Origin of the sequence: Thermomicrobium sp. CFH 73360, assembly GCF_023806465.1 — a bacterium.
Taxonomy (GTDB): Bacteria; Chloroflexota; Chloroflexia; order Thermomicrobiales; family Thermomicrobiaceae; genus Thermomicrobium.
This window is the reverse complement of sequence record NZ_JAMSLS010000006.1, coordinates 106,208-129,381: the sequence shown is the minus strand read 5'-3', so window position 1 is coordinate 129,381 and position 23,174 is coordinate 106,208. Positions and strand designations below refer to the sequence as shown.

Genomic DNA, 23,174 nt, shown 5'->3' with positions numbered 1-23,174 from the left:
ATCTATGCACGCACTTCGAAACACGTTCTCAAACCCGAATACCGAGTCGACGAAGCATTTCGATCAAATCAACACGAGACAAGCCAAACACTGTGCAGAGGTCAGGGATCCTGATTCGCAACGCTTGAGGCGCAGCCGACTTTTCCTGTGACACCACGATCCCCTTTCTGTACGCGGACAGGGCAAAGACCCAACCGTCAGCACCCGCAGCAAACCGAGCTTTTCAGCCCGCCATGGGTTCTCATGCTCTGCTTTCTACGGAATCGGTATGTTTTCGGCGTGGGTAATGATGCGCCAGTACTCGTGATGGACGGCAGAACCGTGCTATGCCGGACACCATATACACCTGGGAAACTACTCTCGTAGCCAACGCACCAGATCATCAGGCTGCTGTTGGAGTTCTAACCAGATCACATCGGCACTGATTAATAATCCTCCATTCGCAGCAACCAAGAGCCGATCCCACAAAGTGGGGAAAAATGTCCCGAGGATAGAGGCGATTGAGATCGATGAAGACGGAGCTATCAAGGACAGAGAGCGTTGACTTCTCCGTCGCCATCTCCTCGTCACGCCGTCAACCGATCGAAGGTTCGCCCCTGAAGTCCTATCAATTCCTCAGCCTCATGCCGCGTGAGGCGGTCACGCGCGAGCCCGATCGCGACTGCTTCGAGGAACGGACGACCGCGGTGCTGAACCTGAAGCGTGGAAAAGTTTCCGTCGGAGCGGCGCGGCGTGGTCTGCTCGCTTCAGCGGTCGAATTGCTCCAACAACTCGCATGCGACATCCTCAGGGAGAAGCCCCAACTCGCGCGCCCTTCGCGCGACAGCGGCTCGCCTGACCTTCCACCCCCGTGCGAGTTTTTCGATGCGGAGAGGAGGAACCAGCCCCGCTTCGGCAATCCAGCGCTGCCGGAACAGCTGAGCTGGAAGCAGAAACGCTGCCGCTATGCGATTATAGGCACGCTCGATCTCGTGCCCTTCGACCACGAGGGCATCGTTGACGGTGCTGATTCCCGTCTCTCCCAACCAGACATGGGCGAGTTCATGGGCGAGCGTGAAGAGCCGACGGGTCGCGGTACCCTGGGTCGTCACGAACACGACCGGCGCAAAGCGGTCGATGAGCATGAAGCCGCTCAACGCTTCCTCAGTGAAGCGCCGTCGCGCATTGTTGCCCAGAATCGAACTCGACACGATCAAGATGCCAACTCGCTCACTCTGATGCATCAACTCAGCGAGAGCCTTTGTCGCACCCGCAGAATGTTGAGGCCAGGTAGGAGAGCCGTGGAGCACGCCACGCATGTGCTGTGCGATCATCACGGGGGCGTCCCACAGTGAAAACCGACCGACGAACGAAAGCGGCTCCCACCCTTCCCCCGGCGGAAAGTACTCAACCATACCTGCTGACGAGTGAGTTCGCTGATCAGCGCCCGAACCGCCGCCGTCAGGTGCGGCTGCTGTCCGTATCGAACACGAAAATCGCGGATCCCGACATCGGAGGACGGTGGTCGTGGGAGAAACAGATAACTAAAGGGGACGAGCGCAGCCCGAGCAAGCTCTTACAGCTGGCGAACTATGGGATGCGTGTCCCCGGCAAGCCAGACCTCGAGCTTGGGAAAACGCCATACAAATCGTCTGTGTCGACTGACCGCTCGATCGCCCAGCGCAGCACGTCCGGATTCACGTCGACTCGCACCGGGTCCGCTCGGGGAAGGCCGATCCTCCTCCACTCTTACTCGCCGTGAGTCTCGCGCATCCGCCCAAGACATCCGAAGCCACTCAAACGGTAAACTTCTATGTACCGGTTGCCGGCGAGAACAGAGTGTCTCATGTGAACCGCACCATGATAGGAGCATTGGGGCAGTTCAGATCGCATCCGTCCCCGCAGCTTACTCGAGGCCTCTCAGCCTCAGATGCGCACTTCCGGGCACTGCCGGTCGGCCGCGGAGATGCCTTCTACCTGCGAACAGCTGCCGGCTCTGTACTCGTTGATGGTGGCTTGGGAAGGTATGCATTACCGAACCTCTTCCGAAAGGACGTGAAACGCACCTTCGTCGATGTCCTGATCGTGACCCACAACGATGCTGATCATGCGAACGGTATCGCGGGTTTCCTGAAAAGTTCGCTCGAGGCCGCGGAAATCTGGCTTCCAGGCCGTTTCCTACAGGTTCTCCCCTACCTCCTATCGCCCTGGGAGACAGTAGTCGACGAGCTTGTAGCACGTGTCTCTGTAATGCATGATGACCAACTGATGGCACTGGTCGCTCATGAACCGAGTTCCCGACCCAGCAGCGACCCGTCGTACCGTTCGCAAATGCTGGGAATTGAGCATCGACAACAAGAATCTCCGCAATCCATAGTCCAACGTTACGCAGAAGCTATTGCTCCCACCATTCAGGGAGAAGAATCCGGTGAGACGGCTGCCCAGCACTCTCCGAGTCGCGTGGGCCGAGCGAGAGAACCGTCCGAACTCGTTGTCGATGACGGCGGCTGGCCACTGGAGGTGCTTGCTTCTCTCGAGGCATGTGCAGAGTTCGAAGTCGGACTCAGCTGGGAATTCGTCAGCCACAGGCGAGACTGGCAGCTCATCGATGCGCTCTTCCAGGATCCGTACCGACGTGAGCTTGCGAGGGGTATTGTTGTAGCAGCCCACCGAATCCGGGAAATCGCCCTCGCCGCATACGAACGGGGGGTCATCGTCCGGTGGTTCGAGCACGCCCCCCACGCCCCGGGAGGAGGCCTGCCCTGGCTGCAGCCACTGTCGGCTCGAGAAGTAGCTCGGGTTCGTCGCGCTCCCCCGGACCAACTCCTCGAGTATCTGGCCCTGACCGTCTTCAATCGTCAGAGCCTCGTCTTTTGGGCCCCACCGCTTGGTGAACACGGTGGTGTGCTCTTCACCAGCGACTCTGACCTCGACGGCATTCGGTTACCCAAGGTACTCCAGGGAGCCATCGTGACAGCACCTCATCACGGCTCGCAACACAACGCACAAGCATATGCACGCGTCAATCAAGCAGTCTGGTGGGTGCGCAGCGATGCACGAGTCCGCTCGCGTCCCTGTTCCCAGTATCTCGTCGCCCCCGGCCAGAGGATCTGCACCGTCTGCCGCGGATCACTGACCCCAAAACAGAGCGTGATCCTCTGGGCGGTTGGCGGATACTGGCAGGCGGATCCAGGTGTGCGAACCTGCCTCTGCAGCCCCTGAGCTCGCAAGCCCCTCACGCCACAACGACCCAGGCCAGGCACCCCAAGCTCCGTACTTGAGCAGTTCATGCCCAGGGGTTGCCTTCCGGCCAAGATTCACGAGACTAGCGAACGCGGCATTTTGCCATCGAGCAGAGAGAAAGGAGGGACATCCCGCTGACCGCTCTCCCGATGACCTCCAGCCGATACGGTCTCCGTACCGAGCACCATTCTCGTGTCTCCGATGCGTACTCGGCGCCACAGCGCCCCCCTCGCCGGTGGAGCAGCTCGTCCGCCGTCCGTTCGGTCGGGACGAGGCATGCATCATCTATCCCTGCAGTTTAGGAGCGACGGGCACCACACCCTACCCGACTAGACGACCGATCGACGGTAGATCCCGCCCGAACACAGTCGACGTGACGGCGGCCCCGGGGCGGGTTCTTCAGGCCGTGCTGCCCCCGAGGACCGGGGGAGCGGAGTCCGCCGGGTCCGTACCATGGGTTCACGAACGCTGATCGTCCCCAGTAGAGGTGATGCGGGCATCGCCCGGCGCTCCGCATGGCACGGTAATCGATTGGCAGCACGCCGATGACCACCGGCCCGTCTCGGATGACCTCCGGCAGAACGCCGACCCTCACCAAATCGGCGTTCGGTGCGCACCCCAGGGTGCGGGCGCGATGCATCGCGCCCCTACAGCAGGATGACACCACCTCTTCCTGTTCTCTCTCCCATGTCGAGCGGGAGGCAGAGGGTGCGGCAAGTACCTCCGTGCGCCCCTCCCACGCAGCCGGTATACTCCCCTCTGAACGCTACTCGGATTCCCGGGAACACCTGCGTTCCCACCGACCTGCGAACCTGAGGAGTGGAGTTCCTGAGGAGGGGACAGCCGCCCGATGTCGTCGGTGTTCGAACTCCACCGCCGCGTCCTCCAGGACTATCAGGACTTCATCCACGCCTTCGTCATCGCCCGCGACCCACGTATCCAGCAGGAGATCCGCCGCCTCCTGCTCGACCAGCAGCACCTCTGGCCGGAACCACTCGTCCAGCTCTCGCCGGCCTACCAGCGAGATGCCACGGTCGATGAACTGGTCCGCCAGGGGCTCTTGCACGAGACCACTGCCCAGATCTTCCGCCGTCCTGACGGTACTCCCTTACGCCTCTTCACCCACCAGGTGGAAGCGATCCGTGCGGTCCAGGACGGCCGCAGCGTCGTCGTCACCTCCGGCACCGGCTCCGGGAAAAGCTACTGCTACTTCATCCCCATCGTTGACCTCGCCGTCCGCTTCCCAGACGAGCCCGGTCCCTTTGCCCTCGTCGTCTACCCGATGAATGCCCTCGTGAACTCCCAGTTTCACGCGCTGACCGAGCTCCGCACGCGCTACGAACAGCGCACTGGCCGCCCCTTCCCTTTGCGCTTCGCCCGGTACACTGGTGAGACACCGCAAGAGGAACGGGCTGAAATCCGCCAGAACCCACCCCACCTCCTCCTCACCAACTACGTCATGGCCGAACTCTTGCTCGACCGTCCTGAAGACGCACCACTCGTCGCGCCCCGGCCCACTGCCCGCGCGCCCTTCGTCCTCGTCTTCGATGAACTCCACACCTACCGCGGTCGGCAAGGTGCAGACGTTGCCCTCCTCGTCCGCCGCCTCCGGGCTCGGCTCGAACGCCCGCGCGTTGTCCACATCGGGACGAGCGCCACCCTTGTCGCCCACCGCGACGCAACCGCTGCCGAGCGTCGTCAGGTCGTTGCCGACTTCGCTTCCCGCTTCTTTGGCCACCGGATTGATCCCAACGACATCATCGAGGAGACGCTCGAGCTGGTCACCACCGGAACTGTGCCGACCGGCAGCGAACTCACCGCGGCACTTGCTGCCCCACCCCCCAAGGAGCCGGACGCGCTCCGGAGCCACCCACTCGCCTGTTGGCTGGAACAAGCGCTCGGCGTGGAACGGCAGCCAGACGGGTCGCTGCGTCGCCGACCACCACGGACTCTGAGCGATGTTGCGCACGACTTAGCAACGGAGACTGGTCTCGACGCGGCGACCTGCCGCGCCCGCCTCCAGGAACTCCTGGAAACGGCTGCCCAGCTGCGGGGACCGGACGGCCAGCCACTCTTTGCCTTCAAGCTGCACCAGTTTATCTCCCAAAGCCACGCCCTCTACGCGACATTGGAGCCGTCTCCCGAGCGTCGCTTTGCCACCGAGCCGCGCGCCAGCGGCAGCCATCCACGCTACCCGCTCGCCTTCTGCCGCGTGTGCGGTCAGGAGTATTACCGCGTCCTCTTGCGTGGCGACCGGCTCGAACCCTCTCCACCTGGCCTCGTGCTCGACGAGGCTGGAGCGCTCGTCGGCTACCTCGTCCTCGCCGAGGCTGTCCCCGAGTGGTCGCTTGAGCAGCTGCCAGACGACTGGCGTGACGCCCGGGGTCAGCTCCGACGCACTTGGCGCGACCGCGTCCCGCAGCGCGTCTCGGTTTTCCCGGACGGCCGGCTCACCAACCATGGAGTTGAAGGCGCCTACCCCGCCTGGCTCCAGACCGAGCGGTTCTGGCTCTGCCTTTCCTGCGGCACCTGGTACGGGCGGCGCGAAGGAGAGTACCAGCGCCTCACCTACCTCGCCAGCGAGGGACGAAGCTCAGCAACGACCATCCTCGCCGTCTCCCTCCTCCGTCACGCCCGCGCGATCGGTAGCCGCGATAAGTTGCTCACCTTCACCGATAGTCGGCAGGACGCCTCGCTCCAAGCTGGGCACTTCAACGACTTTGTCCACGTCGCAGTCCTCCGTTCGGCACTCTATTCGGCGCTCCAAGAACGCTCGCCGCTCCCCTTCGAGGAGGTAGCCGAAGCGGTCGTCCGCCACATGGGGCTCACGCTCGCCGACTATGCCAAGCAGCACGACCTCGTCTCCAACAGTCCAGCGGCGCAGGATGTCCGCACGTGCTTCTACGACCTCACGGAATATCGCCTCTATGAAGACCTCCGTCGCGGCTGGCGTGTCGCCCTGCCCAACCTCGAGGATGTCGGCCTCTTGCGCCTCGACTATCGAGGTCTTGCGGAACTTTCCGCTGACGATGCGGAGTGGGCCGCGGTACCTCCCATGGCCGCACTCTCTGCCAGCCAGCGCGAGCGCCTGCTCCGTGCGGTGCTCGACCACCTCCGCCGCGCTTTGGCCATCGACGCGCCGATCCTCGCCGACGAGGACCAGCAGCGCCGACTCTTCCGCCGCGCCACAGACCTTTTGAACGAGTTCTGGGGGATTGATCCCAGCCAAGGCGGTCTACGCCGCGCCACCACCTTTGTCTGGCCTGCCCCAACCAGCGACGACGAGGACGCACGCAGCTTGGCCCGATCTACCCCACTCGGCCGCTTCCTTACCCGCACACTCAACCTGGACGCGACCGCCTACACGGAGCTCCTCCCCGCGCTCCTGGACCGACTGGCACGCCACGGCCTGATCGAGCGACGAGAGCAGGACAACGGCACCCTTGCCATCCGCCTCCGCCATACTGCACTCCGCTGGTGCCGCGGTGACGGAACGCCTGTCATCGACCTTGTGCGGGAACGCACACAGCTCAGCGAGGAGGAGCGGCGGGCCAATGCGTTTTTCCAGCGCTTCTATCAGGAGGCAGCCGCCGAGCTCGCCGCGCTCGAGGCACGCGAGCACACCGCACAAGTGGTGGCACCCGGCGAACGCCAGCGCCGCGAACGCCGCTTCCGCTGGACTGAGGAGGATAAGCGTGACCCCACGCTCGGTCGCCGCCTCCCCTATCTCGTCTGCTCACCAACCATGGAACTCGGGATCGATATTGCCGACCTCGACCTGGTGCACTTGCGCAATGTCCCGCCAACTCCCGCCAACTACGCTCAGCGCAGCGGCCGCGCTGGCCGCCAAGGACAGCCCGGCCTGATCATCACCTTCTGTGGCGCCCTCCACAGCCATGACCAGTACTTCTTCCGTCACCGGGAGGAGATGGTTGCCGGCGCCGTCCGCGCCCCACGCCTTGACCTCGCCAACGAGACGCTCTTGCGCACTCACTTCCTCGCTGAATGGCTCTCCGAGACCGGCTTGACGTTACGGGATTCGGTCAACAGCGTGATCGATATCGATCGTCTCCCGGAACTCCCACTCTTCGATAACGTCCGTGCCCAGCTCCAGCTCGCACCCAGCCAACGACAACGCTTACTCCAGCGGATCCAACGCGTACTCACCGCCGATGACCGCGCCGAACTGGAGCGGACGGGCTGGTTCACCGAGCGCTGGATCGAACAACTGCTCGATTCTGCTGCTGAACGGTTCGACCGTGCCTTCGACCGCTGGCGCGAGCTTTACCGTGCCGCCTTTGAACAGCTCGAGAGCGCGCAGCAGGTGCTCTTGCGCTCCCATTCCCGCGATCAGCAGGAGGCGGCCCGCCGCCAGCAGGAGGAGGCACTGCGCCAGCGCAACCTCCTACTCCAAGTCGAGGTGGCACGGGAGGAGAGTGACTTCTACCCGTACCGCTACTTGGCGACTGAGGAGTTCCTCCCCGGCTACAACTTTCCGGCGCTCCCCGTCCGGGCCTGGGTCCCACGCGGAGCAGGAGAATTCATCGCCCGGCCACGCTTCCTGGCCATCACCGAGTTTGCTCCCGGCGCCACGGTCTACCACGAAGGGGCAAAGTGGCAGTTCGCCCGCTTCTTCGTCCCCATCGGCGCCGGGTCGCTTGAGCAGCGCATCGTGCGCCGCAAGCTGTGTCGTCGCTGCTCCGCCTGGGCCGAGCTGCAGGACGACCGCTGCTCCTCCTGCGGCCTGGAACTCTCCGGAGCAAACGCAGAGCACGTTTCGCTGCTCGAGATGCCAAATGTCCGCTTGGAACGTCGCGAGCGGATTACCTGTAACGAGGAGGAGCGGCAACTGGCCGGGTATACCCGCGAGCTCGCCTTCCGTTTCACGGCTGTCGAGTCGAGCCCACGGCTCCTCGAAGCCGACGTCTTGGCAGATGACGGCACCCCTCTCCTAGCTCTCCGGTACGCCCCCGCGGCCACGCTTCTGACCCTCAACCGCGGGTGGCGCGCTCAGAGCGAGCCGGACTTTCTCATCGACCTTGCGACTGGCGAGGTCATGGGTGAGGAGCGTTCCAAAGCGCGGACTTCTCGTCGTGCCTCCACACCACAACATGTCAGTCGCTTGGCACTTGCCGTCCAGGAGACCCGTAACCTGCTGCTCCTCCGCCTCCTCGATCCGACGCTCCGCGACAATCCCGTGGTACGCACGACCCTCCGCGTCGCGCTGCACCGCGGGCTTGCCGAGGCTTTCCAACTCGAGGAGACGGAGCTCGGCACGGCTGAGGTCGGCGACGGGGATCATCTGGCGCTCCTCTTCCTTGAGGAAGCCGAAGGCGGCCTCGGTGTCCTCCGTCGACTGGTCGAAGAAGGCAACGCACTCGCGGAGGTCGCACGCGAAGCGCTCCGGCTCTGTCACTTCACTCCTGAGACGGAGCGAGCCGACTGCGACGGAGCCTGCTCAGAATGCCTGCTCACCTACAGTTCGGCACGCGACTTGCGTTTCCTCGACCGCTTCGCCGTCCGCGATCTCTTGCAGCAGCTGACCACTTGCCGAGTGCAACTCCGGCATGGCACCCGGTCTCGTGAGGAGCACCGCGACTGGCTCCTCACCCGATGCGAGTCCTCGCTCGAACGTGACGTCGTTACGGAACTCTACGAGCACGACCTTCGCTTGCCGGATGAGGCGCAGAAGGTCATCGAGGAGCCACGTTGCCGGGCTGATTTCTTCTACCGCCCGAATATTCTTGTCTTTATCGACGGTCCCCACCACGACGAGCCACGGGTCCGGAAGCTGGACAAAGAAACCCGTTGCAACCTGCTCCGCCGTGGCTACCGCGTCATCGTCCTGCGCTACGACCGGCCGCTTCTCGAGCAGTTCGCCGAGCATCCGGAGGTCTTTGGACCCCTGCCATGACTGCGCGGCGCCGCGGGCAGCGCTTCCGCACCGAGGCGTGGAACACGCGGTGAGGCCTTCGCAGGAGCGCCATTCGCACGCGGTCGAAGCCCGTATCGTAGCGACCAAGGATCCTGCGAGGCCTTGCTCACCGGCACGGGCAGTGGTGATGCTCGCCCGACGGGGTACGCGTGCACACGCTTGTTGGTTGCCCGCTCAGTCAAACCGCAATACCGGCTTGACCACGCGTCCGGCCTCGGAATCCTCGGCTGCCTGCTGGATCGCTGCAAAGGGGTAGAAGGTGATCAGGCGATCGAAGGGGAACTTCCCCTGCTGGTAGAGTGCGATCATCTCTGGGATGAAGAGCTCAGGGACGCTGTCCCCTTCAATGATCCCGCGCACCATGCGACCAAAGAGCATCGTCCCCATGTCCAATGCCACCTCGGCGCCCAGCGGCGCAGCGCCGATCAGCCCACAGACACCAAGTTGATCCAGGCAATCTACCGCTTGACGGAAGACTTTGGGATTTGCCGTCGTTTCGATACTGTACTGCACGCCGTAGCCAGTGATTCGCCGGATCTCTTCAACCGGATCGCTCGTCCGCGCGTCGATGACGTGCGTGGCGCCGAGCTCGCGAGCCACCTCGAGTCGGCCCGGGTTGATATCGACCCCGATGATCGTGGTGCAGCCCACGGCACGCGCAGCGAGCAGTGCGCTGAGCCCCACCGAGCCGGTGCCGAAGATGGCGATAGAGCTCCCAGCCGGTGGACGTAGCGAGTTGAAGACTGCGCCAGCGCCCGTCTGCACCCCGCAGCCGAGCGGCCCCAAGAGCTCCAGTGGTACATCCTTGGGTACTTTGACCACGTTGCGCTCGTGCGCCACCGCGTAGGTGGCAAACGATGACTGGGCAAAGAACATCCCGGTAATCGGTTGGCCGCGCCAGCGAATCGGGCTAGTACCGTCCGGTCGGCGCCCACCGAAGTTGAGCGGGAAAAGCTGCACACAGTAGGCCGGCTTGCCACGGAGACAGTGGTGACATTCGCCACAGGAACGGAAGGTCAGCACTACGTGATCGCCCGGGGCCACCTTCCGCACCCGTGCGCCGACGCGTTCCACTACACCCGCTCCCTCGTGCCCGAGCACTGCCGGTAGCGGCACCGGGTACCACTGGTCGCGGACGATCAGGTCGGTGTGGCAGATCCCTGCACTGACAATCCGGACGAGCACTTCGTCTTCGCGCGGCTCCTCCAGCTCGACCTCCTCGACGACGAACGGCCCGTGCGGTCGCTCAACTACCGCTGCTTGCGCGATCACCATGGTTGACACTCCTTCCCGCATGCGCTAGCGACAATAGTCGGGAGAAAGCCTCTGGCTCGACAGGGTACGACTCGAGTCTCCTCTGGACCTTCCGAGCCCCCCTACAAAACACCTCCTTGTGGAGCTCGCCTTCTTCACCGCCGCGAGATACGCTGACCATAGCGCATTGTCCCCGCAGTGTCGAGCGGCGCCTGAGAGGCAAACCCGCAACTGGCCCGCCCTTTGTCGCATTCAGGGTGCGCCATCACAGCATCGCCATGGTTTTCACTTGACGGCGAGTCCTCTTCTGCCGAATAACACATTGAGAGTACTGAGCGTCCGGTGCCACCCGGCGATGCAGGAGAAGGGATCACCAATGCGCCGCATGCTGACGCTCTGTCTCACGCTCGCGCTCCTGTTCAGCAGTTCACTCCCCCAAGCAGCCGCAACACCGCGCTGGTGGCAGCCGCGCGGCCAACTTCGCTGGCACATCCAGTTCACTGGGGACCTCACCGTCCCTCGTGACGCCCAGGTGGTCTTCCTCGACCTCTTCGACACTGATCCTGCAACAGTCACTCGCCTCAAACGGCAAGGCAAGCGTGTGGTCTGCTACCTTAATGCCGGTGCCTGGGAAGACTGGCGCCCCGATGCTGCAGCCTATCCCCCGGAGGTACTCGGCAACGAATACGAGGGTTGGCCAGGCGAACGGTGGGTCGATATCCGTCTTCTCGACCTCCTGGCACCGATCCTCCGCGCTCGCCTCGACCTCTGCCGTGCCAAAGGGTTCGACGGCGTCGACCCCGACAACCTCAACGGCTATCAGAATGAGACCGGTTTCCCGCTCACGGCGGACGACCAGCTCCGCTTCAACCGCTGGCTTGCCGCTGAAGCCCATGCGCGCGGTCTTGCCATTGGCCTCAAGAACGATGCCGAGCAAGCCTCGGAGCTCGTCGCCCACTTCGACTGGATTCTGGTCGAAAGCTGTGTCGCTGAGGGCTGGTGCCACCTCACCGCTCCGTTCCGCCGCGCCGGCAAGCCTGTCTTCGCCATCGAGTACGTGGAGAACGGCGTGACCAAGTCCCAGATGTGCCGAGTCGCCCGTCAGTATGGGCTCAGTGCCCAGCTCAAGCGCCGCGAACTCGGCCCCTGGACACAGCCCTGCTGGCGGTGACCGCCTCCGCCGTATCAGCCACAGCTTCCCAGCTGTCACGCCGAAGTAGCACAATGGCGAGGCCATACTGGCCATTGGCGACCAGGCGGTCGAGCCGCTGCCTCATTGAAGGCAAGAGCACTGTCGGAATGCGCACGGTCACACGATCGGGCGGTAGGCCTCGGCATCAAGCGGGACTTCAATCACAAACGGTACCCCTGCGCGAGTCACCGCCAACGCTTGCTCGGCCGCTGCCGCAAGCTCCTCAGCCGTCCGCGCCACCACCCCCTCGCAGCCACAGGCCCGGGCGACCTGCACGCTGTCGATCGGTTCGAAGTCGACGCCGTAGCGCGGCAGCCCACGGTTCTCCTGCCCGATCCGGATCAACGAATATGAGCAGTCAGCGATGACCAGCACCATCACCGGCGCGCCGACCCGCCGCGCTGTTTCCAGCTCCTGGCAGACCATGGAGAAACCACCATCCCCAAGTACTGCCAGAACCGGTACCTCCGGCCGCGCCAACTTCGCTCCGATCGCTGCCGCTAACCCATACCCCATCCCTGAGAGCCCATTCGACATCCAGAACGTTTCCGGGTACCGACTCGGCCAGAACTGGCCAAACAGATACTTGTGTGAGCCGACATCGGTGGTGACGATCGTCTCCGGCGGGAGGGTGTTCGCGAACACGGAGACGATCCGCACTGGCGCCAGTCCTTGCGCCGGCGCTCGACTCCGGCCGGCGGCAATCGCCTTCCGCTCCACCTGTACATCCTGGAACGGCCGCTCCCAGACACGTGGTGGCGCGAGCTCATCCAGCGCCGCCAGCAACGCTCCATGATCAGCCACGATCAACTCACGGCGCGGCAGCACGCCCGTGGCCTGCGCCGACTCCAGCACCCAGACAATCGGCAAGTGGGCATGCCAGGTCTTGTCCACCTCAACCGGATCGAAGCCAAACCCGACAATCAGGTCAGCCCGCTGAACCGCCTCCATCATCAGGTCATCAATCGCCATGCCACCAACCACGCCGACGAAGTCTGTGGCCTCATCGTGCTCATCGATTAGGCCCTTGGCCTTCGGGGTTACCGCGACGGGCAACCGCCATGACCGCAGCCACTGCCGGAGCAGTGGTGCCCGTTCCGGGCGCACACCAAGCCCAACAATGACCAGTGGTCGTTCGGCGGCGGCGAGTCGTTGGGCGAGCTCGTGCGCGGCACGGCGGGCGTTCTCCTCCTGCCCAGTCAATACTGGGGCTGTGGGGTGTCCACCCTCGTGGAGGAACGATGCCGGCTGCACCGCATCTTCAGCGGAGAGCGTGAGGTACGCCGGCCCCTGTGGTTCGCTGGTGCAGGCCCAAAGAGCCCGCTGCACCGCAGACTGCGGGTCGAGCGGCGTGACCGCCTCTACATGCTTGACAATCGGACGGTACACCTCGTGGAGGGGCAGGCGCTGGTGCGTGTGGCTCACCGGCCAACTCACAGGGAGATCGGCAGTGATCGCCAAGAGTGGCTCTCGATCCAGCCAAGCATTGGCGAGCGGCAGCATCAGGTTGGCTGCACCGGGACCGAGCGTTGCGACAGCTACCCCAGCTGTGCGACGGAGTTTCCCGTACACTGCAGCCGCCGTACCGGCGACGGCTTCATGCCGGCAGAGCGTGAAGGAGATTCCAGCCCGTCGCAAGGCGTCGAGGAGGACTAACACCTCGCCACCCGGCAGCCCAAACGCCCGGTCTACTCCAGCTGACCGGAGTTCCCGCGCAACCACCTCCGCCACAGTCGGCATAGCAGTCCCCTTCCGCTCCAGTCACACGCAACTGCCAGTGTACGACGCCCTCACCCTCACCTCAACGATGAAGCTACTCGCGCCCTCCCCAACACTCCTCACCACTGGATCACCACTGGACCACTTACCCCCGCACACAGTCGGCCGCATCCGCAGGGAAAAGACGTGCACGGTAGGCGCGTTGCCAGGCACGCTATTCAGTTGGCCTCATCCGCAGGGAAAAGACCGCGGGGATGAGGGCCCTCGACTGCATGTCCCGCCGCCCGAGCGTGGAGACACCCTCCGAACCCGCTGTCTGCACCGTCAGAGCCGATTCGGTTCCTCGGGAGCTTCCTCGCCCCAATCCGCCAAGCGATGCGGCGGTTCAGCTCTACTGAACGTGTGCCTCGTCGAGCCGGTCGCCCAGCCGTACACTTGGCGTGCCACGAGACGGCATGCGTCACAGGAGGATTCAGATGGCTGAACGGGTCGAAGTGGCCCCGGCACCAGGAACACGCGAACTCCATCATGTCGAGATCGCCGAAGCGTACGTCGAGGCGCTCCTCGCGCACGGTGTCTCCTACCTCTTCCTCAACCCCGGCACCGATACCTTCCCGATCCAAGAAGCGATCGCCAAGCGCCGCGCACTTGGGCAGCCAGCACCGCAGGTCGTCCTGTGCCCCTTCGAGGTTCCAGCACTCGCGGCCGCGCACGGCTACTACGCGGTCTCTGGCCGGCCACAAGCCGTCCTGGTCCATGTTGATGTCGGGACACAAAACCTGGGAGCGATGGTGCATAACGCCCAGCGTGGCCGCGCCGCCGTCCTCCTCAGTGCTGGACGCGCCCCCTACACCACCGACCCCAGCGTTCGTGGAACCCGCGACGGCTACATCCACTGGTTGCAGGAGCAGCTCGATCAACACGGCATTGTCCGCAACTACGTGAAGTGGGACTATGAACTCCGCCGCCCTGACCAAGTCGCCGAGGTCGTTACCCGCGCCTACCAGATTGCGGAGAGCGATCCTCCTGGCCCGGTCTACCTCACCTTGCCACGCGAGGTGATCATGGAACGGGTCGAGCGTGTGCGCATCCCCGACCCCCGCCGCTTCCCGCCGGCTCGCCTTGGTGCTGGCGATCCTGACCTTCTCCGCCAGGCCGCCGAGCTCCTCGTCCGCGCCGAGCGTCCCCTGGTCCTCACCGCCGCAAGCGGCCGCTCCCGTGCTGGGTGGGACGGGCTTCTCGAACTCGCCGAACTCCTTGCCCTTCCGGTCGTCGAGTGGCGGACACGCGCCAACTTCCCAGCTGACCACCCCTTGCACCAGGGCTACAACTATGGACTTGAGCATGGCCTTGCTGAAGCCGACGTTGTCCTGATCCTTGACCACGATGTGCCATACATCCCAACGCGAACACCGCTCCCCGCGGATGCCACGGTCATCCAGATCGACCTGGATCCCGTCAAGGAGCGCATCCCGCTGTGGAGCTTCCCGGTTGATCTCCCAATCCGCGCCGATACCGGCGCAGCCCTGCCGGCTCTTGCCGCTGCCGCCCGCGATCTGCTGACCAAAGCAGACCGTCGGCGAATCGAAGAGCGCCGTCAGCGTCTCGCCGCCGCCTCGGCCGCCCGACGCGCCGAGTGGCGGCAACGCGCTGCTGCTCAGGCCACTACCCGCCCGATCACCGTCGAATGGCTTGGCTACTGCCTCGAGGAATTCCGGCGTGAAAACCCGGAACTCCTTGTCATCGACGAAGCGATCACGAGCCAGGTCCCGCTCTTCTGCCAGATCCAGTCCACAACCTACGGAAGCTGGTACCAGAGCGGGGGATCTGGTCTCGGCTGGGGGCTCGGCGCGGCAATCGGAGCCAAGCTGGCCGCTCCGGACCGCACCGTGCTCGGCTTGATCGGCGACGGCTCCTTCCTTTTCGGCGTCCCCGAGGCGAGTCTGTGGATCGCACGGCAGGCCAAGGCACCCATCCTCGTCGTAATTGTGAACAACGCCTGTTATAACGCCACCAAGCGCCCACTCGTCGCAGCATATCCGGAGGGATACTCCGTCAAGACCGGCGAGTTCGTCGGTATCGAACTCGCGCCCACCCCACGTTTTGATCTCCTCGCTCAGTCGGTCGATGCATACGGCGAGCGCGTTGAGGAACCGGATCAAATCCTCCCCGCGCTGCGGCGTGCACTCGCCCACGTCCGGGACGGCCAGTCAGCTGTGCTCGATGTCATCCTCGCCAGGCCCTAAGACAGTGGGAGCTCGGTGGTGACGTCCGCTGCGTTGCCACCGAGCTCGCCACTATCCATCCAGGCTGCAGACACGTCGTGGCCTCTGGTAGTACCGCGGGAAGCACTCGATCGCCCGTGAGCCGCTCCGTCCCTGCTCCTGAGACGTCTGCACCCCCTGGTTCTGCTCGAGTCGTCTTATCCGGGCCCGCCCTCTCCGTCGACGTTCCGCACCGCTCCTCCGGCTTGAGGATCGCCGAATGGTGGACTACTGTACGCTGGGATGAGGAGGAGGTTGCGTGCAGCTCCGCCCGACACGGCAGTCTCGCGTGCCCCCTGCTGACGACGAGCCGTCCAAACTCCAACCCCACCCCAATCACGTCCTCGCCGCCAGCTGGCTGGCCTATGCTGCCTTCTACTTTCCGCGCCTCGCCTTCGCCGCCAGTAAACTCGGACTCCTGGCCGACCCGACCCTCGGCCTCTCGCGTGTCTTTCTCGGCGTCGCCGACGCGCTCTTCCTCGCCGTCTACGCCGCCGGTCAGTTCGTGGCCGGCGCCCTCACCGACCGCGTGGGCCCGCGCAGACTAGTCACCCTCGGACTCCTGACCGCCTGCGCGGCATCACTGCTTCTCGCTGCGACGCCCACCGCCTGGCTGCTGCTGGCCGCGCTCCTCATCCAAGGTGCCGCACAAGCCACCGGCTGGGCCGCAGTCTGTAGTGATGTCGCACAACATACTCCGCCGCAGCGGCGTGGCGTCGCATTCGGGATCCTCAGCACGAGCTATGCCTTCGGGGCGCTTGCTGCTCCTGTCCTTCTCGGTTGGTTCGCGTACTCGGTCATCGGCCAGTGGCGCGCCGCACCGCTTGCGGGCGGGATGATCGCACTCTTCGTCGCCGTCGCCTACACACTGTGGCTGCGCGTCTGGTTCGCACCGGATCGGGCGAGCCAGCATCTGCGAGCCAGTGAGAGACAAGCTCTCGCGCTCCTCCGTAGTCGTTCACTCTGGTTCCTCAGCGGTGCCGATTTTCTCCTCAAGCCGGTTATTTATGCGACCGTCTTCTGGGCACCAGTGCTTGTCCGCGACGCCCTACCCTTCATCGCCGCCGGCGTCGCGACGGCGATCGCTGGACTGCTCGGGCTCGCCGGCCTGGCCGGCCCACTCCTCGCTGGCACGATCTCGGATCGACTCTTTGGGGGACACCGCGTCCGGCCTGCTGTCTTTGCCTTACTCGGCTGTACCGTGGCCCTTCTTCTCTTCCCTGTTGCGGCACGGACTCAACGTTGGTGGCTGATCGCGCTCGTCCTCCTCGCGCTCGGTATCACCCTCTATGCCGCGGAGTCGTTAATCGTTGGCGTCGCAGCCGCCGAAGCCGGTGGAGCACAGGCTGCAATCGCGGTGGGCATCGTCAACGGTGTTGGCTCGGTTGGCGGAATCCTCGGGGGACTCGTCCCTGGTCTCGTCACCGGCACTTCACTGTTTCTCGCTCTCGCGTTCACCGCGCTGATTGCATCGCTCCTGCTCATCCCACTGACCGACAAGGCGAGTGGGCACGATCATTCGCCTCGTTGACTTGCGACCCTCCTTAGGATTCTGCAGGACCCACCGGGTCCGCGAGCGGCTCCGCTCAGCAGAACCATGATTCGGTGAGCCGCGGTGGGGACGGTCGCTTCCGTCGACGTCGCGGCGGCTCACTGGGTGGCTGCTTTCCAGCAGTCTCCCAGGCCAGTGCGCGTATCGCCGCAAAGGTGGTATAGGGATCCCAGCCCTCCCGCGTCGCCCGCTCCGCAAGCTCGGCGACAGCCTGCTGGAGTTCGTCCATCCGCGGGTCTGGATGCCGCCAGGTATAAGTGAAGTTCGCCTCATCTAGCGGTCCCAAGTACGGCCGGAGTTCTGGGACCTCCAGCAGCGCCGAGCCTGGCGGGATGAGCAAGCGAATAGAAAGATGGACCGGATCAACGTGCTCGATCAGCTCCTCTTCCTCAATGAACTCCAGAAGCTCCAGGTAGTCCCCCAGGGTTGTCCAGGGAGTGAACAGCAAGAGCGAGGGTCGCAGCGCGATGCCCGCGTCGTCGCAGACGCGAAGCGCTTCAAGCACGTCGGCCCGCGAGTGACCCTTCCGGATCGCCTTGAGTGCCCGGTCGCTGAGAAGCTCGACCGCCGAGACGACGAAAACGCAGCCGAGCCGCCGAAACTCCGGCATCAGGTTCCGATGTTGGACGATGTGCTCGATCCGCGCTGTGAAATCAAAGGTCACGTCCGGGAACTCCTCGTGCAACGCACGGCAGATGCGCAGGCTATGGGTCGGCCCGTTCAAGAAGTCAGGATCACCAAAGGTGATGTGCCGGACACCGTTGGCCACCTGCTGCCGGATATCCGCGAGGACCACTTGGCGTGGGATGGCAAAAAACCGTCCACGGTAGATTGGCACGACGGGGCAATGTGCGCAGGTATGATGACACCCACGGGTTGCCTCTGTGTATCCTGCCGGCACGACCTGGCCATTGATGATCAGATGCGCGTAGTGGCGCGGTGGTGGCAGAACGTCGCGAGCTGGAACTGGAAAACCAACGCGGACGAGCGCTGGCGCAGACGATTGCTCCCGCGTCACAACCCCGGGCACTGTGACTGGCCCACCGCGCTCCAGCGCCTGAACCAGGCCTAAGAGGGGTACCTCGATCTCACCGCCGATCACACTATCGGCGAGTTCTCGGAGCAGATAGTCACGGTTTAACCAGGCATAGAGGCCGTAGTAGCAGAGGTGCACCCCAGGATTCACGGCCCGGATGCGCTCGCCAAGCCCCACACCCAAACGGAGGGCAGTGTGCATCGGGACGGAGATGGCCACGAGCCTTGCTCGCTTGATCGCCGCCGCGGGGAGCTCCTGTACCGCCGTGTCAATCGCCAGCGGGTGGTATCCCGCTACTCGCAGGTAGGCAAGCGGCATGGCGAGACTCAGCGGCTGGTGGCCGAGCTCGTAACAAGAGAGGAGAAGGATTGCACCAGGCTCGTGCAGGTCGCGCCCTGTCGTGTCCGCGACCTCCGCTCGAACACGCACCGGATCACCCTCCGCGGGAGCGTTTGCCATCCTTTGCAAGCGTAGCACGCGACGCGGCTCCGGTGATGCTCTCTGCCGACTCTCCCTGAACGGCAACCAGCCCCTGGTGCACCAGGGCTTGGCAGCAAGGCTTCTCTGCTTCCCCCTTCGTCATTCCCCGAGCCCCTTGCCTCCCGCCGTTCCGGTATCTCGAAAAGACGCTCGCACTGCGTCACACATGAGTGCTACACTGGTGGGCCGTACGTGTCGTTGGGTGGGGGAGGCACAATGGTCCAGCGAACAGTCGCACCGAACGTCTCGACCCGCGCGCAAGCGATTCCGCCATCTCCGATTCGTGGTCTTGTTCCCCTCGCCGATGCAGCCAAAGCGCGCGGTATCCGCGTGATTCATCTCAACATTGGCCAACCCGATCTCCCTCCCCCACCCGGCGTCAGTGCTGCAATCGCAGCGGCGGCCAGCCAGCGACCGACCTATACCCCGTCACGCGGGATTCCCGACCTCATTGCTGCCTGGGTGCGGTACTACCAACGGGTTGGCCTGTTGATCAACCCGGAGGAAGTCGTGGTGACCGGTGGGGCAAGCGAAGCGCTCTGGCTTGCTATCCTCGCCACCACGGATCCTGGCGACCAGGTGCTCGTGCCCGAGCCGTTCTATGCACCCTACCAGGGTATCCTGACTGCCGCCGGCGTCGAACTCGTGCCGGTACCCAGCCCTGACCGCTATGGTCCGATCTCTCCCGAAGCCGTCCGTCCACGCATTTCCCCGCGCACGCGAGGTATTCTCCTCTGTAGTCCCTCGAACCCCACTGGAACACTGTATGATCGTGCAGCCTTTCAGGCTCTCGCTGAGCTGGCGATCGCGTACAACCTGTTCTTTTACAGTGACGAGACGTACCGCGAGCTCGTCTTCAGCGGTACACGCGCGCCCAGCGCACTGGAAATGCCAGGGCTCGATGGCCATGCCATCGTCATCGACAGTATTTCCAAGCGCTTCAACGCGTGCGGACTTCGCATTGGTGCTCTGATTAGCCGAAACCGCGACGTCACCGCGGCGGCGGCATCGCTGGCCGAACTACGCCTCTCGCTTCCCCTCGTCGCACAACTCGCCGCCATGGCCGCGCTCGATGCGCCGGAGCGCTACATCGTCGAGGTCGTCACAACCTACCGACGGCGTCGTGACACGATGCTCGCCGCGTTGCGGCAGATCCCCGGCGTTCGCCCGATCCCGCCAGCGGGTGCGCTCTATCTCGTCGCTGAACTCCCGGTTGATGACGCGGAGCGTTTTGCCGCGTGGCTCCTCACCGACTTCGCGCTCGGTGGTGAAACGGTGATGGTTGCTCCCCTTCGCGGCTTCTATGCCACTCCTGGCTGTGGACAGCAAGCTATCCGCCTCGCCCTCGTTGAGTCCGAGGCTGTCCTCGAGCACGCCGCATCCCTGCTCGCTGCTGCGCTCGAGGTCTATCCAGGGCGGAGAGCGTGAAATCTCCTGTGCTTGTGGTGTGTTTTCACTGCTCGAGGCGCTGTTCGACCGGTCGCTGCACCCGGCGCGGGAAGAGGCCTTCAATCTGGTAGAACTCGTACATCCGGAGCATCTGCTGCAGTTCCGGATCAACGTGCCGGTAGAGCCCCTCCATCAACCCTCGTGCGATTGTCGGATCGAACAGTTTCTGAAACTTGTTGTTCTGGATCGCAATGAACAGCTTGTACAGGTCAATGAGCTCGGTTGAACTCAACCGCGTCTCACGATCGGTCTTAATCACGCGCCCGGCAGCCATGCGCACCCGCAACCCGTGCTGCCGCGCAAAGCGATTCAGCTGCTGCTCAAACTCCAGCGCAACCCGCGGATAGTCATAGAGGACAAGCTTGAGGTAGATCGATTCCACAGCCAGTGTGAAGAGTTCGATGATCTTGGCTCGGTTCGGCGGAACCGCCTCGACCATGCCCAGCTGGTGCAGCTGGTAGAGTGCTCGCGCAGTTTCGAACTGTGTCCATCCAGCTTCGCGTGCGATCGTCGCCACATCGCGTTGCCCGTCCACGAGCTCATACATCGTTGCTAACTCCACGGGCAATGGTCGCACCGGCCCACGCTTCCGGAAGATCATCGAGACAGAGGGAATCACCGGGCTGAGCTGGATCCACTCGTCGACACGGCGCGTTCCTTCCAGGACAAGCTGGAGGCTGTCGACCGTGATCGGAATACCGTCCTCGTACTGGCAGACATTCGCGCGGAATGCGAAACGGCAGTTCCGCCAAAGGAACAGCGTGTAGATCGCAATCTCGAGCTGCTGCTCCCGGCACCGCTGGATCTCTTCCGCCGTTATTTTCTCCTCGCGCACGAGCCGGGTCAGTAACCGCCCCTCGTCTGACTCTTCTGCGCTCAGCTCCTCGAGCTTCCTCGCCGGTAATCGGCCAGCACGCACCAAAAGCTCTGGTAATGTCGGGAGACGCGACCCTGCCGCCACATAGGTGATCCGCCCCTGCTCGAAAGTGATTGTCCGTGTGTTCCAGCCCTGGATCAGGGTGAGTGTGCCTGTCTTGTGCGTGTAGCCGAGCATCTGCAAGAGGTCGGAGAGCGTGAACGCTCCCAACCGCCCTTCCAAGTCCGGCGTGTCATCCACCGTGTGCTCTACGGTTGGATCGGGCCTCGTCTCACTCACTGAAACGCTCCAACCGGACCGCTGCCCGACCTTCGTTCCCCGCGCGATCCTTCGCTCGCACTTCCAGAGTGATCGGCGGCCCCGCCGTCGGCCATGGTGTCTCCCACAGTGTGATCCACTCATCGCGCTCGGACAATGGATCGAGCGTACCGACTTCCTGGCCGTCCACCCACACGCTCACACGTTCAACCCCACCCGCATCCGTCACGCGTACCCGGACGGTAAGGTACCGACGATCCACCTGCGCTCCATCCCGCGGTCGCTCGATCCGGATCTGCGGCGCCTCCTGATCCCGCCCGAGCGCTTTCCAGGCCGCTCGTGCAATCGCCTCATAGCCCTCGTTCGTCGGATGCACATCGACCGGCCACCAGGTCCACTCCGCGCTGTGTCCGCGGAACAGACTCTCCAGATCGACCACCGACGCCCCCACTGCGTTCGCCTGGGTACGGAGCTCGCTATTGAACTGTGCCACCCACCAGCTTTCGCTACGCTCGGCTCCCGGATCCCCCTCGGTCGGATCGTACAGTGTCAGTACCAAGAGCGGCACCTCACCAACGGTCCGACGGATCGCAGCGAGAGCTTCGCCAATGTTCGTCTGGAACTCCGCGAAGGCACGGTCTCGCTCACTCTCGTTCGCGTTCTGGAGAGCCAGAAGATCGTTCCCACCCAAGCTCACGAGGACAAAGCGGATTGTGCTGCCGCGCCGCTGTGCTGCTTCCACGGTTTCGCGCAGTCGGTCGAGCTGGCCTTCAGTGCGGAAGGAGTTGGTTCGCTCTCCAGGGACAGCGATACTCACCAGCTCTGTCCGCTCACCGAAGAACTCCCCGCTCCACTGGCAGAGAATCGCTGCCGCGCTGCGTTCCCGCGGCAGCGTACTGCCGATCCCGGCTGCCAGTGAATCCCCCACAGCAAGGCAGACCGCCGGCGGTACAGCGATGGAGCGGCTGAAGGGCACCCCAAGCACAAGGAGGACGGTCACCACCATAGTCGTCACCAGGGAACGCCGTCTCATGACCGCATTACCACCGGAATCCCGAACCGTTGCAGCGTCTTGATCACCAACCGACGCGTGTCCTCATGCGTTAACGCCTCAACTGCCTCACTCGGCTCGAACAGGAGCGTGTCATGACCCACATGCCGCTCGAAATCGGCACCTGGCCGCGCCTGCACGAGGAGATACGCCACGCGGCGCGGACGCCCCCCGGCAGCGAACTCCAAGACCCCGCCCCAGCCGATGACCTCCCCCACTAGCCCCTGCTCTTCTGCAACTTCGCGAAGCGCCGCTCGATACGCAGCCTCGCCCGGCTCAATGTGCCCTTTCGGCAGCACAATCGTGCCATCGGCCGCTCGCCGCAATGCCAGTTTCCCCTCGTCAGGTAGCCAGACGATTGCTCCCGCCTGCGGCACGACGCCCTCGGCACGCCCAAAGCTCGAAACCTCTAATTCCGCCCGCAGCTTGGCGTAGGTCACCGGGATGAGTTCTGGAATCACCATCGTGTTGGCAAGGATCGGCATGAAATTCGCATCACCTTGCCACCGCGGCACAATGTGCACATGCAGGTGATCGCTGATCCCGGCACCGGCAACGGCTCCCAGGTTCAGTCCCACGTTGAACCCATCGCAGCGTAGCGCCCGCCGCTGGGCGACCGTAAGCCACGTCACGAGCTCGAACAGTTCCGCCGTTGTCTCCCGGTCGAGCTCAGCAAGGTCTGCCACGTGCTGAAAGGGCACAGCCATCGCGTGACCGGTATTATACGGAAAAAGATTCATGATAAGGTAGGCCCGCGCTCCCCGGAGCAGAATCAGCTCGCGGACATCGTCACCAGCTGCAGGTTTCTCGCAGAAGATGCACCCGCGGTGCCGCACTTCCCCCTCGACGTACCGCAACCGCCACGGCGCCCAGAGTCGTTCCATC

The 23,174-nt window shown here is 63.9% G+C and carries 13 protein-coding genes and 1 pseudogene; 6 read left to right on the top strand and 8 right to left on the bottom strand.

Annotated features, from left to right (window positions below; translation table 11 throughout):
• Positions 1 to 28 precede the first annotated feature (28 nt).
• Together NET03_RS13860 and NET03_RS11105 are read right to left on the bottom strand one after the other, a co-directional pair.
• Positions 29 to 208: pseudogene (locus tag NET03_RS13860) on the bottom strand (DUF4411 family protein); the annotation flags it as partial.
• Positions 209 to 746: 538 nt separating this feature from the next.
• Positions 747 to 1,223 (bottom strand): ImmA/IrrE family metallo-endopeptidase, encoded by a 477-nt coding sequence (locus tag NET03_RS11105; protein ID WP_252128993.1) that lies wholly within the window; start codon positions 1,221 to 1,223, stop codon positions 747 to 749.
• A 616-nt stretch (positions 1,224 to 1,839) separates the two neighbouring features.
• On the opposite strand from NET03_RS11105, the gene NET03_RS11100 reads away from it, so the two are divergent.
• Together NET03_RS11100 and NET03_RS11095 are read left to right on the top strand one after the other, a co-directional pair.
• Positions 1,840 to 3,201: an MBL fold metallo-hydrolase gene (locus NET03_RS11100; protein ID WP_252129014.1), complete on the top strand. Its 1,362-nt coding sequence runs from the start codon at positions 1,840 to 1,842 to the stop codon at positions 3,199 to 3,201.
• A gap of 871 nt (positions 3,202 to 4,072) precedes the next feature.
• Complete coding sequence (locus NET03_RS11095) at positions 4,073 to 9,136, top strand: DEAD/DEAH box helicase (RefSeq protein WP_252128992.1); 5,064 nt, start codon at positions 4,073 to 4,075, stop codon at positions 9,134 to 9,136.
• 195 nt (positions 9,137 to 9,331) lie between these two features.
• Here the strand turns inward: NET03_RS11095 and NET03_RS11090 are convergent, their stop codons facing one another.
• The gene (locus NET03_RS11090; protein WP_252128991.1) at positions 9,332 to 10,432 is read right to left on the bottom strand and encodes an NAD(P)-dependent alcohol dehydrogenase; all 1,101 of its coding nucleotides are present in this window, start codon (positions 10,430 to 10,432) and stop codon (positions 9,332 to 9,334) included.
• Between the two features lie 355 nt (positions 10,433 to 10,787).
• On the opposite strand from NET03_RS11090, the gene NET03_RS11085 reads away from it, so the two are divergent.
• Entirely contained in the window at positions 10,788 to 11,582 is a 795-nt protein-coding gene (locus NET03_RS11085) for an endo alpha-1,4 polygalactosaminidase (RefSeq protein WP_252128990.1), read from the top strand.
• A 138-nt stretch (positions 11,583 to 11,720) separates the two neighbouring features.
• Here NET03_RS11085 and NET03_RS11080 read toward each other — a convergent pair whose 3' ends face one another.
• Complete coding sequence (locus NET03_RS11080) at positions 11,721 to 13,343, bottom strand: thiamine pyrophosphate-binding protein (protein ID WP_252128989.1); 1,623 nt, start codon at positions 13,341 to 13,343, stop codon at positions 11,721 to 11,723.
• Between the two features lie 455 nt (positions 13,344 to 13,798).
• On the opposite strand from NET03_RS11080, the gene NET03_RS11075 reads away from it, so the two are divergent.
• On the top strand, positions 13,799 to 15,568 hold the full coding sequence (locus tag NET03_RS11075; protein ID WP_252128988.1) for a thiamine pyrophosphate-requiring protein: 1,770 nt from the start codon (positions 13,799 to 13,801) through the stop codon (positions 15,566 to 15,568).
• A 277-nt stretch (positions 15,569 to 15,845) separates the two neighbouring features.
• Positions 15,846 to 17,117, top strand: coding sequence for an MFS transporter (locus NET03_RS11070; protein WP_252128987.1), 1,272 nt, complete (start codon positions 15,846 to 15,848; stop codon positions 17,115 to 17,117).
• A gap of 55 nt (positions 17,118 to 17,172) precedes the next feature.
• On the opposite strand, the gene NET03_RS11065 is transcribed toward NET03_RS11070, so the two are convergent.
• Positions 17,173 to 18,561 (bottom strand): CUAEP/CCAEP-tail radical SAM (seleno)protein, encoded by a 1,389-nt coding sequence (locus NET03_RS11065; protein ID WP_286207426.1) that lies wholly within the window; start codon positions 18,559 to 18,561, stop codon positions 17,173 to 17,175.
• A 309-nt stretch (positions 18,562 to 18,870) separates the two neighbouring features.
• Here NET03_RS11065 and NET03_RS11060 point away from each other — a divergent pair, with 309 nt between their 5' ends.
• The gene (locus tag NET03_RS11060) at positions 18,871 to 20,082 is read left to right on the top strand and encodes a pyridoxal phosphate-dependent aminotransferase (protein ID WP_252128985.1); all 1,212 of its coding nucleotides are present in this window, start codon (positions 18,871 to 18,873) and stop codon (positions 20,080 to 20,082) included.
• Between the two features lie 25 nt (positions 20,083 to 20,107).
• Here the strand turns inward: NET03_RS11060 and NET03_RS11055 are convergent, their stop codons facing one another.
• From NET03_RS11055 to NET03_RS11045, 3 genes are read right to left on the bottom strand one after another with little or no spacing between them, the layout of a single operon-like run.
• The gene (locus tag NET03_RS11055) at positions 20,108 to 21,259 is read right to left on the bottom strand and encodes a DUF4388 domain-containing protein (RefSeq protein WP_252128984.1); all 1,152 of its coding nucleotides are present in this window, start codon (positions 21,257 to 21,259) and stop codon (positions 20,108 to 20,110) included.
• On the bottom strand, positions 21,252 to 22,271 hold the full coding sequence (locus NET03_RS11050) for a GDSL-type esterase/lipase family protein (protein WP_252128983.1): 1,020 nt from the start codon (positions 22,269 to 22,271) through the stop codon (positions 21,252 to 21,254). Before NET03_RS11050 ends, NET03_RS11055 begins: the two co-directional genes overlap by 8 nt.
• Complete coding sequence (locus tag NET03_RS11045; protein WP_252128982.1) at positions 22,268 to 23,173, bottom strand: NUDIX domain-containing protein; 906 nt, start codon at positions 23,171 to 23,173, stop codon at positions 22,268 to 22,270. Before NET03_RS11045 ends, NET03_RS11050 begins: the two co-directional genes overlap by 4 nt.
• Between the last annotated feature and the right edge of the window lies 1 nt (position 23,174).